The sequence below is a fragment of the Colwellia sp. 12G3 genome (assembly GCF_002836775.1).
In the GTDB taxonomy this organism is placed as follows: domain Bacteria; phylum Pseudomonadota; class Gammaproteobacteria; order Enterobacterales; family Alteromonadaceae; genus Colwellia.
The window spans coordinates 119,549-133,613 of the sequence record NZ_PJAQ01000006.1; the positions used below are offsets into that span (position 1 = coordinate 119,549).

Annotated in this window: 14 protein-coding genes; 7 read left to right on the top strand and 7 right to left on the bottom strand. The window is 38.5% G+C overall.

Annotated elements, in window-relative coordinates; genetic code table 11:
- Positions 1-27: 27 nt before the first annotated feature.
- From CXF71_RS02235 to CXF71_RS02245, 3 genes are all read right to left on the bottom strand, one after another.
- Positions 28-735: an MOSC domain-containing protein gene (locus CXF71_RS02235; protein ID WP_101231367.1), complete on the bottom strand. Its 708-nt coding sequence runs from the start codon at positions 733-735 to the stop codon at positions 28-30.
- A 93-nt stretch (positions 736-828) separates the two neighbouring features.
- Complete coding sequence (locus CXF71_RS02240) at positions 829-1,806, bottom strand: hypothetical protein (protein ID WP_101231368.1); 978 nt, start codon at positions 1,804-1,806, stop codon at positions 829-831.
- A gap of 150 nt (positions 1,807-1,956) precedes the next feature.
- Positions 1,957-2,799, bottom strand: coding sequence for a DUF417 family protein (locus CXF71_RS02245; protein WP_101231369.1), 843 nt, complete (start codon positions 2,797-2,799; stop codon positions 1,957-1,959).
- A gap of 243 nt (positions 2,800-3,042) precedes the next feature.
- On the opposite strand from CXF71_RS02245, the gene CXF71_RS02250 reads away from it, so the two are divergent.
- From CXF71_RS02250 to CXF71_RS02270, 5 genes are read left to right on the top strand one after another with little or no spacing between them, the layout of a single operon-like run.
- Complete coding sequence (locus tag CXF71_RS02250; protein WP_101231370.1) at positions 3,043-3,744, top strand: thermostable hemolysin; 702 nt, start codon at positions 3,043-3,045, stop codon at positions 3,742-3,744.
- Entirely contained in the window at positions 3,741-5,273 is a 1,533-nt protein-coding gene (locus CXF71_RS02255) for an AMP-binding protein (protein ID WP_101231371.1), read from the top strand. The genes CXF71_RS02250 and CXF71_RS02255 overlap by 4 nt, the downstream gene beginning before the upstream one ends.
- A 25-nt stretch (positions 5,274-5,298) precedes the next feature.
- Entirely contained in the window at positions 5,299-5,982 is a 684-nt protein-coding gene (locus tag CXF71_RS02260; protein WP_101231372.1) for a TenA family transcriptional regulator, read from the top strand.
- A 3-nt stretch (positions 5,983-5,985) separates the two neighbouring features.
- Positions 5,986-6,783, top strand: coding sequence for an SDR family oxidoreductase (locus CXF71_RS02265; protein WP_101231373.1), 798 nt, complete (start codon positions 5,986-5,988; stop codon positions 6,781-6,783).
- 2 nt (positions 6,784-6,785) lie between these two features.
- On the top strand, positions 6,786-7,445 hold the full coding sequence (locus CXF71_RS02270) for a tetratricopeptide repeat protein (protein ID WP_101231374.1): 660 nt from the start codon (positions 6,786-6,788) through the stop codon (positions 7,443-7,445).
- A 70-nt stretch (positions 7,446-7,515) separates the two neighbouring features.
- On the opposite strand, the gene CXF71_RS02275 is transcribed toward CXF71_RS02270, so the two are convergent.
- Positions 7,516-8,493, bottom strand: a complete 978-nt coding sequence (locus CXF71_RS02275; protein WP_101231375.1) for an aldo/keto reductase — start codon at positions 8,491-8,493, stop codon at positions 7,516-7,518.
- 127 nt (positions 8,494-8,620) lie between these two features.
- Here CXF71_RS02275 and CXF71_RS02280 point away from each other — a divergent pair, with 127 nt between their 5' ends.
- Positions 8,621-9,496 carry a LysR family transcriptional regulator gene (locus CXF71_RS02280; protein WP_198559809.1) on the top strand — a complete coding sequence of 292 codons (876 nt, stop codon included), beginning with the start codon at positions 8,621-8,623 and terminating at the stop codon, positions 9,494-9,496.
- 22 nt (positions 9,497-9,518) lie between these two features.
- Here CXF71_RS02280 and CXF71_RS02285 read toward each other — a convergent pair whose 3' ends face one another.
- Positions 9,519-9,983: a hypothetical protein gene (locus tag CXF71_RS02285; protein WP_232771351.1), complete on the bottom strand. Its 465-nt coding sequence runs from the start codon at positions 9,981-9,983 to the stop codon at positions 9,519-9,521.
- Positions 9,984-10,027: 44 nt separating this feature from the next.
- Positions 10,028-10,711 carry a 2OG-Fe(II) oxygenase gene (locus CXF71_RS02290; protein ID WP_101231377.1) on the bottom strand — a complete coding sequence of 228 codons (684 nt, stop codon included), beginning with the start codon at positions 10,709-10,711 and terminating at the stop codon, positions 10,028-10,030.
- A 564-nt stretch (positions 10,712-11,275) separates the two neighbouring features.
- On the opposite strand from CXF71_RS02290, the gene CXF71_RS02295 reads away from it, so the two are divergent.
- Complete coding sequence (locus CXF71_RS02295; protein ID WP_101231378.1) at positions 11,276-11,824, top strand: hypothetical protein; 549 nt, start codon at positions 11,276-11,278, stop codon at positions 11,822-11,824.
- A 163-nt stretch (positions 11,825-11,987) separates the two neighbouring features.
- Here the strand turns inward: CXF71_RS02295 and ggt are convergent, their stop codons facing one another.
- Positions 11,988-13,799 (bottom strand): gamma-glutamyltransferase, encoded by a 1,812-nt coding sequence (gene ggt / locus CXF71_RS02300; protein WP_232771348.1) that lies wholly within the window; start codon positions 13,797-13,799, stop codon positions 11,988-11,990.
- Positions 13,800-14,065: the final 266 nt, after the last annotated feature.

Below are 14,065 nucleotides of genomic sequence, written 5' to 3' on the forward strand. Positions count from 1 at the left end.
ATTTGAGTCTGGACAAAAGTGGTCGTATTAAGCAGGTCCTAACAATCTAAAATCCCAAGATTCTACTTCGTTAGTGGCTAAGCGTTGCAGCACTCTATCCATCCAACTATCAGATAACGTACTTTGTTGGCTTAACCTTAACAGCTTTTCTTTATTGAGTGGGTCACCGAAATATGTCTCACATACTGCATTAATGGTCATGGCATTATCCACTCTGGCCATTAATTCTAGTGGTTCATTTACACTCACTATGCCTGGCTGAATGACACGATATAGCCAACCACAGCGACTTACCTCCTGCATATCTACCGATAAACTTTTAATGCCCCAACGTTTATTGAGCTTAAAACAAGGAGAGCGAGGCTGACTCACTTCAATAATAGCTTCTCCCCATTGATAGCGATCGCCTAAGCAAACATTATGTTCTGTCATGCCTGTTGAACTTAAATTTTCGCCCATACCAGCAATTTTTTCATGAGTCTTCTCAGCACGTTGTTCACTATAAATAGCACCGTACTTTTCTTGCCAATAGGTATAATGCTCTGATGGATATTGGTGTAATGCGCGTTCAAACCCACCATGATAAAGTTTATCGGCGCACTCATCTCCAGCCAATCCTTCAAACGATAAATACAGGTTAGTCTTGACCGGATGTTTATCTATCGCGGTTTCCATGCCATAGCGCTCTGCCACTTTTCCGCAGTAAATAGTCATTAGGTAATGTTTACTTTGCATGTGCCAATCCTTGCTAAATTGGTGTAGTGATAAATACTGAATGTATTAATAGCACATACCCAAGTCAGTGCAAGATATGGATAATAGGGAGTGTTAAATTGTCGCCATTTGAAAGTAGTCAATAATAGCCCTATTCTTCTGCGCTAAGGGACCTGCTTGAATGGGTGGGATTCGCCTCTGGTCAATTTCATAATTAGTTTTACTGAATTCATGAGCAAAATGTGCAGCAAGTTCATGTTTACGGCTTTGTTGCGACAGGTCAGCTATATCTGCAATATCAATATTAGGATCAAAGCGATGAAAACCACGATAACTGAAATGTTCATCAACATGTAAATCACTCACTCGTAGAAATTCCTGCATCAAAGCACGACTTAAAGTATTCATTGAGAGGTCAGGCACTTGTAAATATAACGTGGTAGCCCCCGTTTCTGGTAAGCAACTGCCTGCTGTTCTTTCTAATACGATATCAACTAACCATAAACCATTACTGCGTTGTTCAACATGTTTGAGGCATAACTTGCTTTGATCGTAACTGATACGGCTTAAGGTATTTTCAATTTGTTGCTCGGCACTTTGCGCAACGATTGGCGCTTTATGACATTGAGGTTCTTCATAAAACTCAGCCATTAACGGTAAATCAATATGGGTATTAAAAGGAGTGGTTGTACTGTTATTGAGGCTGAGTTTAAACAGTTCGCGTATTTCATGCTCTCGAGACTTTTTAATAGCTAAAAATACGCTTTGAATTATTTCTGATGTAGGTAGCTCAGACTCTACACGCCACTTACGGCCAAATAATAACTTTAATTCACTCTGACTTGGCTTGTTATGGTAATTATCGTGACCTACTACGCCAACTTGGATATAAATTCCACCCGCATCTTGCGTCGCAAACACAACATATCTAGGGTCATAGTCAATATCACAAATAAGTGCTTCTACACTCTGCAAGGTATGGTGATAGGTTAAATAGTGTTGAGGAACACAATATTCACCGTTACTTAATTGCACCAAAGGTGCTTTGGGCATCCTCTTTTCGCCTAAACGTAGTGGCACTTCTTTCCACATATGAGAATCCTTATTTTTACTATTAAATCACTAATACGCTAGCCAATAAAAAACGGTTCACTGGTATAAAAGAAATATAGGCATGAAGATATATTTCTCATGACCAACGCTATAAATATCACCCTTTGAACCAGTTAAGAAAAGCTTGCTCTACCTTGTTGATTTAATTGCATGATAACGACTAGTTAACGCTGAATAATAAAAAAACAAACAAACCAAAAACCACAAATCTTTAATAAGAAAATGCCCTGTCGTTGATAAGATTGTCTCGCTTGATAATGAACCAGTGAAAGTGACTAAAAAGCTTTGAGTTACCACAAAAACCATCGCTGACATGAGTATTGCCGGCAGCATTAATTTGGCAGAATACATCGCCAAAATTAAAAAAACTACGGCGATTAAATCATAAATCCCGATGATATTTGACGTTGCTTGCAGACTAAAAAAATTATACAACCAACCCATAAATGGTGAGCTTTTTACTAAGGCTTCAATACCTTGTGCTTCGAGTAAAGTGAACTTCATACCACCAATCCACAGTAAAACGACTAGTACTGGCATTATGCTGATCCATGCAGACACCAGCGGAGAAAAGCTGCGTTTTATCAGTAGTATTCCTATCGATAATAAAGCGAAATACTTAATTACACCTTGGCCAGAGCCAATAACAGGAAAGCCGCCCATGGATGCTATCCACATAGAATCACTTAGCAACGAACCTAAAGGTATTATGCTTATCGAGATAAGTAAGTATCCTAATATTGGCCGTAAGTTACTTTGCTTTATCGATAAAAAGGCAACAATTGCACTAACAATAAAACTAAAAGCGGCAATGAAATTAAATATTTTGGCCGGTAATAAATCGGAAAGAAGATAAAAATCAGTTGTTAGGGTTATATGTTTATGAGGTCCCAACAGCAAAATACTTAACCCCAGCAATGCCGCAGAAATACCCAGTAAGAGTAAAGAAATTTTTGCATGTAGAGGCTTCATAGGTGTCCTGAAATTGTTACAAAGGTAAGTGACAATAAGACCTGATTAGGCCAATTTCATTTCACTTTCAATTAAATAAATCGAGTCATTAACAGTAATTCAATTCGAAATTAGCGCTAAGACAATTATAAATAAATATTTTAATTCAGCGAGTTAACATAAACAAACAGGTTATTTTTTAACCGTTAAGTTTACATTAAGATTAATTAAATATAGTGACATCATAAGACTTGGAGGAGATTTATGATGATGTACCCCACAATTGATGTAAAAAAAGAAATCAGCGAAGCCGTTGGCGTAAGAGTAAAAAAATCGCCTGACTTATTTTCAATGCAAGTCTTTCACAAAAATAGTGTTGGCCGGATTGATGCTGAAAATTTTATTAAACAAGGTTTTAGTAAGGCCTATGGCGCAAATATTTCTATTTCAATGCCGCAAATACTCACCGTCAAAAATGGCAATTTTAAAGCGGCATTAGGTATTCGCAGTGCCAAAGAACCTTTATTCATTGAACAATACCTAAACACGCCCATTGAGCAAACTCATGCGCTTATAAAGGAAAATATTACTCGCAGTAACATTGTTGAGATAGGTAGCTTATATAGTAATGCTATCCGTTTTACCTTACCGCTTTTTCTAGTCACTGCCGTGTCTTTGTTTTATAAAAATTATCAATATCTTACTTTTGCTGGCACCAGCCATGTATTAAATATTCTCAGTAAAGCAGGTGTTGAATATTCAACACTTTGTGATGCAAAAAAGCATGCCCTTACGCCATCAAGTGATGATTGGGGCAGCTATTATGAAACAAACCCTAAAGTTGTAGTGGTGTCTTTAGCCAGTGTTTTACAAGTTATCGACAAACAAGTTAAGTATCAAAATTTATTTAAATCGTTAGAGAAAAAAATAGCGGATGTCTGTCAACAATTGGCAGAACACTCATGATGCTTGAGCGGATCAGTACTTTTCCTACTCACAATGTTGCCATTGAAGTGTTTAGTGATACTAACAAAGAAAGTATTACCTATGGCGTATTAATTAAGCAGGTAAAGCAACTGCAAAGCTGGTTAGTCGTTAATGAGATTAAGTCTGTGGCATTAATGTGCGATAACAGTCCTCAGTGGATAATTATCGATTTAGCCTGTCAAAGTGCCAATATTATTTTGACGCCTATTCCTGCTTTTTTTTCAGTTAAACAAATTCATCATCTACTCAGTTCAGTGAAAGCTACGCTGCTATTTTCAGAAAATGATGTATCACTCCCTTTAGATTGCGAATTTTCCACAATAGACTCGCCACTACCTAGGTTAAATGCGATTAAATTCAATGATAATTGCGTTGCTAATGTACCCAATAATACCAGTAAAATCACCTTTACCTCTGGCTCTACTGGCGAGCCGAAAGGTGTTTGTTTAAGTACTGAAAACCAATTAAATGTCGCGTTAGCTTTAGTCGATAAAATAGCAGTAACAACGCCAAGACACCTGTGTCTGTTATCGTTTTCTACTCTACTAGAAAATGTTGCCGGACTTTATGCCCCCTTATTAGCAGGCGGTACTCTATGTATTGCCACCGATAAAAATCGAGGTTTTAACGGCGCGCAATTAACTGATTTGAAGTCGTTACTGTCTTTTGTCAGCGCCAGTAAACCGCAAACCATGATATTAGTGCCTGAGTTATTACAAGTACTATTACTTGCTATAAGCCAAGGATGGCGACCTCCTACTGAGCTTGAATTCATTGCTGTTGGTGGTAGTCGCGTATCGACAAAATTATGGTACAAAGCAAAAGCGCTTGGTTTACCTGTTTATCAAGGATATGGGCTGTCTGAATGTTCTTCAGTGGTCAGTATTAACAGCAAATCAAATTCAAGCTCGCTAAAGCCAACCAATATTGGTGCGGGTGAAATACTGCCACATCTAGTCGCGGAAGTAATTAATGGCGAACTGGTACTCAGGGGTAATGCCTTTTTAGGCTACTTGAACAGGCCTGAATCTTGGTACCCCACACAAATATTTACCGGAGATTTAGTCAGTCTAGAAGATAATAACCTTGTTATTAGCGGTAGAAAAAAGAATATTTTAATTAATTCTTATGGTCGAAATATATCGCCCGAATGGCCTGAAGCAGAACTGATGGCAAGTGGCATTTTTCAACAAGTCGTTGTGCTTGGAGACAGCAAACCCTTTTGCATTGCTTTATTAGTGCCCTTTTCAATAGAAACAGCTGCATCAACACCCGCTGCCACGATCCAAGCAGTGCTCGATCAAGTTAATACTGGTCTACCTGAATACGCACAAATTAAAGACTTCATTCAACTTAACAAGATGATGTCATTCGCAGATGGACTGACAACGTCCAATGGTCGTCCCAAAAGGGATGTTATTGCTCAATACTACCATCAGGAAATTAAACACGTTTATGCCTCTCATATACAAGAGGACCATTTAGCAGTCACTGTTTACAAAACATGAGTGAATCACACTTAAGGTACTTACTATGAATTTATATCAACGCTTATTAACTGAAACGACACAAGAAAGAGATTACTTGCTGTCATCTCCTATAATTCAACGCTGCTTTACCGGTGATATTGAGCTCAGTGATTATGTGGCTTTTTTAACGCAGGCATACCATCACGTTAAACATACGGTGCCTTTACTGATGTCAGTTGGTGCGAGATTACCTGAAAGTAAAGAGTGGTTACGCGAAGCGGTTGCTGAGTATATTGAAGAAGAATTAGGTCATCAAGAATGGATCCTTAATGACATTGCCGCTTGTGGTGCAGACAAAGAAGCGGTCAGAGCCAGTCAACCGGCTTACGCAACAGAGCTAATGGTTTCATACGCCTATGACATGGTAAACCGTGTTAACCCGCTTGGCTTTTTTGGCATGGTACATGTACTAGAAGGTACCAGTATCGCGATGGCAGATAATGCCGCAAGTTCAATAAAAAAGGTGTTGTCGCTCCCTAATCAAGCCTTTAGTTACCTGACTTCACACGGCTCTCTTGACATCGAACATGTGAAGTTTTTTAAATCTCTGATGGAAAAAATAACGGATAAAACAGAGCAAGACGCCATAGTGAAAAGTTGTAAAATTTTCTTTTTACTCTATGCCAATATCTTCCGTGGTTTAGCAAGTGATAATCAACTCGCTTCACTTCAAATTCAGGAGGGATAAACAATGAAAGTCTTAGCTAAGTGTTTATTAACAGGCGCTACTGGAGGCATTGGTGAGGCTATTGCGTTTGAATTAGCTAAGCAAGGCTACACACTGGTGCTTCATGGTCGAAATGAAGAAAAACTTATTACACTGCGTGATCGACTTCCTTTTCTTGGTGACGCTAGCTCTCATGAGATCGTCACCGGTGATATTACCCAGACAGATGATAGAAACTATATTCTTGAACAAGCGTTTTTAAACGCTCCTGTTACCTTATTGATCAATAACGCTGGGGTTTCTTCCTTTAATAATTTTATAAATATCAGTAACCAAGAAATCAACGAAATAATCACTGTAAACCTTATTGCGACTATGCAATTAACACAGGGTTTTTTAAATGTTAAAGAACTAAGTAAAGCAACAATAGTCAATATGGGCTCCGCTCTAGGGGCCATAGGTTTCCCTGGTTACAGTGCTTATTGTGCGAGTAAATTTGGCTTGCGGGGATTTACCGAATCTTTAAATAGAGAATACGCTAACCGTGATATTCGTGTTTGCTATTTAGCACCAAGAGCGACCAACACCCAGAGTAATGGCGCGGAAGTTGTCGCTATGAATAAGGCGATGGGCAGTAAAATTGACCCACCAGAAATGGTTGCTAACGCCTTAGTCAACTTACTTAAGAGCAACAGCAATAGAAAATCTATTGGCTGGCCAGAGAAATTATTTGCCCGAATTAATGGCTTATTGCCAGAGCTGGTTGATTCATCTCTCAAGAAAAGCCTGTCTACCATTTTACAATTTACAGAAGGAAAATGATTATGAATTTTCTATTAAAATACGGCGTATTGTTAAGCTACTTCATTGCTGTAATAGCTTTTGGGAAAACAACAGAAGAAGACTTTGCTCAATCACTACTGGCACTTCACCAGCAATGGGGCATTGTAAATTACACCTTAAGTGGTGAGCAACAAGAAAAAGCCTTTGAACAGCTGGATAAACAATCGATAGCTTTTACTGAGAACTTTTCACATAAAGCAGAAGTATGGACATGGCGAGGCATTGTGCAATCGAGCTTTGCTGGTGCTAAAGGGGGTTTTGGTGCTTTATCATTAGTTAAGCAAGCAAAAAAGTCCTTAGAAAAAGCGATATTGATAGATGGTAATGTATTATCAGGCTCGGCTTATACTAGCCTGGGTATTCTTTATCATAAAGTGCCTAGTTGGCCAATTAGTTTTGGCGATGATGATGAGGCAAAAAACTATTTAAGAAAAGCATTAACCTTAGATCCTAATGGCATAGATTCCAATTATTTTTATGGTGAATTATTATACGACAAACGCCAATACGCTAAAGCAAAAGAGTACTTGTTCATCGCAAAAAACTCGCCGGTAAAATATTCAGCGGATGAATTCAGAAAGGCTGATATAGACTTACTCATCAGTAAGGTTGATAAAAAATTAGCCAAGAACAAGCACTAATATCACCTTTCCCCTCGGCAATACTTAAAAAGCTAAGTGATGCGTAATTCACTTAGCTTTTTAGAAGGCTCTAAGGTAACGCATGGCCTCGCGCACAAAGCCATAATGCGTACCAATGTTCTCTCGTTAGGTTAATGTTATCAACTTCTGCACAGGCTTTAATACGTTCAACATTTGTTGTGCCAATAACCGGTTGAATATTTGCAGGGTGACGTTTTAACCACGATAATACTACCGCTTCTTTACTCACCTGATACTCAGCTGCCAATTGACTGATTAGCGCTGCCGTTTTCTGAATATGAGCAGGTTCTTTAGCAATATCACGTCCGGTAAATAGCCCTTGGCTTAAGCAACCCCAAGATTGCAACTGAACATTGTTTTGACGGCAATATTCAATGGTACCTGCACCATAATTTACCGACGGCTCGCCAGAGTTGCCTGACGTTACACCTTCCTCTAGCCAAGCCAAATGACTGAGGCTGAGCTCAACTTGATTGACCACTAAAGGCTGCGATAATGCTGACGATAAAAATGACATTTGATGATGCTGCATATTAGAGACACCAAAATGTTTAACCTTCCCGCTAGCCGTTAAGGTATCAAAAGCTTGAGCAACTAACTCAGGCTCCATCAGAGGATCGGGACGATGAAGCATTAAAATATCTAACTGCTCTATGTTTAAGCGAGACAGGCTATTTTCAACCGAGCTTATAATCCACTCAGGTGAGAAATCATAACGTTGCGGTCCTAAGTTATCTTCAAATCTAATAGCGCATTTTGATTGAATAGAGATTAACGATCGTAATTCGGGACGTGTTTTTAATACTTCACCAAAAACTTGTTCTGCTTTACCAAAAGTATAAATGTCGGCATGGTCAAAGACCTTAATACCTGAATCAATTGCGGTATCAACAACCTCATGTGCTTTTTTTATATCGACTGCGCTAATAGGATTTTTATCCCAACTACCGCCTAATCCCATACAACCAAAGACAACAGCGCTATTGTTTTTTAGTGAGCGAGATAACGGGTATTTATTACACTTCATTTAAATTCCTATGGAGACTACTTTTCATATTTATACATTGTTCACTAAAACATTAGCAAATAAAATATGACAAAAAAATATTCATTGTTTAGTATAAAAAACAATAATCGATAATTGATCTACTCTCATGATGAAAGAACATAAAAAACTTGAGCGTTTAATGCTATTTAGTGAAGTCGCAGAACATTTAAGTTTTACCGCGGCGGCCGAAAAATTAAATATTTCTCGCGGACACCTTTCTACGCAAATTAAGCGTTTAGAGCAAGACATGGCGATGATTCTGCTGATTCGCTCAACAAGAAGTGTGCGCTTAACACCTGAAGGTGAACGTGTTCTTACCGGTATGAATAAGATCCGTCATGATTTATTAGAGTTAGAAAGAAGCGCTGAACATGAAGGTAATAAAATAGAAGGTCGAATAAAAATTACTGCGCCAGGAGGATTCGCTGAACGATTTTTATTTGATATTTTTTCAAAATTTAAACAATTACACCCAGCAATCGAGTTTTCCATTAATTGTAGCTATACCCGATTTGATTTAAACAGAAGTGATTTTGATTTAGCGTTCAGAGCAACCAGTGAACCACCGCAAAACATGGTTGCTAAACATTTAATGTCTTATCAACATTGTTGTTGTGCATCCCCTGAGTATTTTGCCAGGAAAGGCATACCTAAAACCCCTACTGACTTAATAAATCATGAATGTCTTAAAGGGCAAGATCAAGCTACTTGGCAATTTCAGCAAAATGATGTGCCAACACATGGTTGGTTAGAAGTTAACGATAACACTATGTTAAAAGGACTCGCTTTAACGGGTGAAGGTATTATTCGAGTGCCTAAATATTTAGTCGATAAAGAAGTGGGATCAGGAAAACTTCAGATGATATTTGAAGAACACATGCCAAGCGGTTCAATGATTTATATGATACACCCACAACGTATTCATCAGTCAAAACGAATATCAACCTTCCTAGGATTTACTCAACAGTACTTTGATAAATAGCATTTATCTACTTATTACTGGGCTAAATATCTATCGTTCTGATTAAGAAATACGTTGGCCAAATCTCACGAACTTGAGCTTCCCATTCAGGATCAGCTCTGCCACTGGGTAATTGTAAAAACCAATATTTTGCCCATGTGCGAACAACTTTACCTGACTTGCTTAACTTCAGCGGAGAGAATTTACGTTGATAAGCGTTACCGTCATACTCAACAATCGCATTATTTCTGGCTCTTTTATGCTGAAAATCTAAGGCGATGGTAATTACCTCGACCTCAGACAGCGGCAATAAACCTTGTACCTTTAAACAAGCAAGTATCTCAGCTTTCTTAATACTCGCTTGCATATAATCATCTATATGTGGGGTATAAACCATACCGGTTAAGCCATAAATAGCTCTGCGTTCTCTATCTGCGAGTACTTTTAAAGGCATGATTTGCTCATTAATATCATGTAATTCACTGATATTATGTAGCTTAGGGGCCACTTTAGACAATTGCTGCGCTCTCGTAAATGTTCATTAGTTTCTCATTAACTTGGGGGATCAATATTATTAGCAATACTATTGTTTAAGCGAAACCAGCCTGCGATAGAGTATCTATCTCGTTTCGCGGGTAATACTTCATGGGGAAATTCTTCACTTAAAAATACCACTATGGTACCAAAATTAGGTGTTACGGTAATTTTGCTGTTATCAACTACGACAGAGTCTGGCGTATTTTTGTCATAAATCACTAACTCACCACCATCAGACGCAGCCCAATGTTGATTAAGATACACCACAACGGATAACACTCGATTGCCTTCACCTTTGAACGCATCTTTATGCTTCTTATAAAAATCGCCTTTGGCATAATGAGCAAAATGACTTTCAAAAGAAAATAAGCCAAGAAACAAACGTCTATTTAAATAAGCTTGTAGTGACTCTGCCCAGTTCATCCAAGCACATCCCGCCTCACTGTCATGGTTTATCCAACTTATTTCATCGGTACGAATAAAGTCATTAACAATATGATCTTTGCTTCGACCTATGCCCGCACGTTTAAAATTTTCAGCTGGCAGCTCGATGATATGTTGCGATAACAAGACGGTTAAGTCTTCAGGCAAAGCGTAAGGGCGAATACTGTAACCCTTTTCAACAATGTCGTTGGATATTGACTCAAACAGTGATGTATCATCGCCAGAATGTGTCGTTTGGGCTAGGCTCAACGACATCCTGTCTTAGCAGGTAAAACTAACATTTAATTGATAATTTAATAAAAGGGTATATAGGCCATAATAGCACTTTGCCTGCTATAAAGCCGTCTAATTAGACGCTGTTTTTATCAATAGCTAACATTATGTTCCTTATGTATTTAGCCCAGCCTTAGCTGACTTATTTTCCCTGCGCACAACAAGGTCACACACTTAATGTAATTGGTATATTTAGATCAAAAATCTAATAAGTGCATGGCTCACAACGGCAAAAAGAGAGTCGACTATTCAATGCTAGCGTGAGTTTTGTGTCAAGTTATGTATTCGCTTATATATCGTTACAAATAAAGGCACACTCATAATAAAAATCATTAGTCTTCTCGATAAGTCAGGACTAGGCTTATTTATGTAGATTAAAAATCAAGCTATTTACAGGTAGCAAAAAAGTAGCCTAAGCAAGTTATTTGAATGTTATAAGAGGGCATGGTCCCATCTAATTAATCGTTGAATATCTTCAGTTCGCGTATTTACTTACTCATTGCTCAGTTTTTATGTTGGTAGCATAACCAAATAAGGAGAGAAAACATGAGACGCGAGTACTTTCTTGCTGAGTCTTTAGAAGATGTAGATAAAGCAGCATCAATATTACATGACCAATTACATATTAATGAAAACAATATTCATGTGATCTGTAATGATAGCAAAGGTATTAAACAACATAATTTGCATGAAGGAAGCATTCTAGAAAAATCAGATTTAGTACGCGGTGGAGAGCACGGCGCACTATTGGGAATAGTGGCTGGGATAACCGGTTGCGCTATCCTTATTATGAGCATGCCCTTCTGGGGGGTGAGTGAACTGACCAAGCAAGCTGTGATGGCATTTACCTTATTAAGTTCCTTGATGTTAGGTGGCTTTATAGGTTCATTCATTGGTTTACTTCATGTTAATTATAAAATTTTTCGATTCAAAGACGACCTAACAACCGGTAAATTTTTAATGTTTGTCGATTCAAATGAACTTGAAATAATCAAGATAGCCTTAGAAAAACAGCCAGTTATCGACAAAGGTGAAGGTAGTAGTTTTATTTTTCCTTTTGATGAATTCGAAGAGCAACGAAGGTTAACGGCTTAAGTACCTTTAGTACCTTTAGTACCTTTAGTACCTAAAAAAATAATGCCTTGCACGTTTAGATAACGGCAATACCAACACAGTAACCTTTCCAAGTAAAAAACAGTCTATAAAGACTGTTTTTTGACTTATGCAACTTCTACAATTTACAACTAATCGGTCATCATTATTCAACTGTCACTGGTTTAGCGATTATTTTTTGTGCAGATTTAGTTGGCTGCTCGATAACATCAACTGCAATAGCCGCTGAACCTGGTCTGCGAGGATCTGCTGCCCCTAAAAATACGCCATTATGTTTCATGATACTTTGCAAACTCCCCAGTGAACTAGAGATGTTTACGGTATAACCCTTCGCCTTTAAAATATCGACAGTATCTGCAGGGGTATTTCTTTCAACTGATAGAACATCGGGTTGCCATTGATGATGAACCCTTGGTGCATTAGTCGCCTCAGCAATATTCATTTCGAAATATAACGTATTAACCAATTGTTGAAAAACCGAGGTGATAATTTTACTACCGCCCGGTGTGCCCGTGGCAATATACGGCTCACCATCCTTTAAGACGATAGTTGGCGTCATCGAGCTTAGTGGACGTTTTTTTGCTTCAATAGCATTAGCGGTACCGCCAATTAAACCATAACTATTTGGGCTACCTGCTTTTACCGAAAAATCATCCATGGTGTTATTAAGTAAAATTCCTGTACCCGGAATAATAATGCCACTACCGTAGTTGTGATTTAGGGTATAGGTACTACTCACCACATTACCAGCAGCATCCATCACCGAAAAATGCGTTGTATCAGGGCTTTCATATTTGCTTGGCTCGCCGGCTTTAATATCACTTGAAGGGGTAATTGTATTTCGCTTAATATTTTTACTGAGTGCTTGTGCGTATGCCTTACTTGTTAGGCCTTCACTTGGAACAGCGACAAAAGCGGGGTCGCCTAAAAAGGTACTTCTGTCGGCATAAGCGCGTTTAAAGATTTCAGCTTGCAGATGTATCATGGCTGCAGAGCCTTGCTGAATACCTTCTAAGTCGAGAGTTTCAAGCATATTTAACATCTGGATAAGGTGTACACCACCTGAGCTTGGTGGTGGCATGGTTAAAATTTCATACCCTCGAAATGTGCCGCGAATAGGCGCCACTTCATTGACTTTATAATCCGCTAAATCTTGTGCGGTAATAAGACCATCACCCTTTTCCATTGCAGCGACAAGGCTTTTTGCAATATCTCCTTGATAAAAACCAGCCCTGCCATGCTCTTGTAAATAGACAAAACTATCCGCGAGATCTTCTTGTACCCAAACATCACCGGCGACATAAGGTAGGCAATTTTCTTTTAAAAATACGCGGCATGTTTCTGCACTACGTGATAAAAACATTTGTTCTTTGTAAAAAAATCGCGCCATATCATCATCAACAACGATGCCATTTCTAGCGAGTTTCTCTGCCGGTTGAATTACCTCAGACCAAGACATTGAACCATATTTTTCAAGGGCATAATGTAAACCTGCCACTGTGCCGGGTACACCTGAAGCCGATAATGTTTTCAGTGACTTGTTCACTATAGGATTACCATGCTTATCAAGAAAAACATCTCTGTATGCTGCCGCTGGTGCCGTTTCTCGATAATCTATAGCGATTGTTTTCTTTTTATCCGCTAAATGAACCAGCATAAAGCCTCCGCCCGCTAAATTTCCGGCTCGAGGTAAAACTACGGATAACGCAAAGCCAACGGCTACGGCAGCATCAACGGCATTACCACCTTGTCGTAAAATATCGGCCCCCACCTCACTAGCAATACGCTTTTGACTAACCACCATGCCTTTTCTACCGATAACAGGATGAGAGACATCATGATAATCAACCAATTGCCATAGACGGGGAACCTCAACGTTTCTAACTTGCTCAGTTGGTGTATTGGCTGCGCTATTTGTGGCGATGAAAGCTAATAAAACAATGCTTGATTTTGACACCCTACACCGTTGTTTTCTTTTAAAAAAAGCACAGAAGAACAAACAATTATGAAGTCGGCGAATAAAATTATTATGCATAGTTATTTCTTTTTCATCGGACTTTCCATGAAGGAAAATGATTGAATGGACTGCCTAGTATTAACTAAACAGTATGTAATTCAGAAAATTAGCTTTAGCAAACTGAGTAGATAACACTCTGCTTGTAAATGATGATTGCTAGGATTGTAAAACATTTCTAGAAAATTAAGTATATCTGCTTGGTATCA

Bases quoted from the DNA above. Each gene is read 5' to 3' on its own strand.
- CXF71_RS02235 (WP_101231367.1), bottom strand. From the start codon at position 735: ATGCAAAGTAAACATTACCTAATGACTATTTACTGCGGAAAAGTGGCA.
- CXF71_RS02240 (WP_101231368.1), bottom strand. From the start codon at position 1,806: ATGTGGAAAGAAGTGCCACTACGTTTAGGCGAAAAGAGGATGCCCAAA.
- CXF71_RS02245 (WP_101231369.1), bottom strand. From the start codon at position 2,799: ATGAAGCCTCTACATGCAAAAATTTCTTTACTCTTACTGGGTATTTCT.
- CXF71_RS02250 (WP_101231370.1), top strand. From the start codon at position 3,043: ATGATGATGTACCCCACAATTGATGTAAAAAAAGAAATCAGCGAAGCC.
- CXF71_RS02255 (WP_101231371.1), top strand. From the start codon at position 3,741: ATGATGCTTGAGCGGATCAGTACTTTTCCTACTCACAATGTTGCCATT.
- CXF71_RS02260 (WP_101231372.1), top strand. From the start codon at position 5,299: ATGAATTTATATCAACGCTTATTAACTGAAACGACACAAGAAAGAGAT.
- CXF71_RS02265 (WP_101231373.1), top strand. From the start codon at position 5,986: ATGAAAGTCTTAGCTAAGTGTTTATTAACAGGCGCTACTGGAGGCATT.
- CXF71_RS02270 (WP_101231374.1), top strand. From the start codon at position 6,786: ATGAATTTTCTATTAAAATACGGCGTATTGTTAAGCTACTTCATTGCT.
- CXF71_RS02275 (WP_101231375.1), bottom strand. From the start codon at position 8,493: ATGAAGTGTAATAAATACCCGTTATCTCGCTCACTAAAAAACAATAGC.
- CXF71_RS02280 (WP_198559809.1), top strand. From the start codon at position 8,621: ATGATGAAAGAACATAAAAAACTTGAGCGTTTAATGCTATTTAGTGAA.
- CXF71_RS02290 (WP_101231377.1), bottom strand. From the start codon at position 10,711: ATGTCGTTGAGCCTAGCCCAAACGACACATTCTGGCGATGATACATCA.
- CXF71_RS02295 (WP_101231378.1), top strand. From the start codon at position 11,276: ATGAGACGCGAGTACTTTCTTGCTGAGTCTTTAGAAGATGTAGATAAA.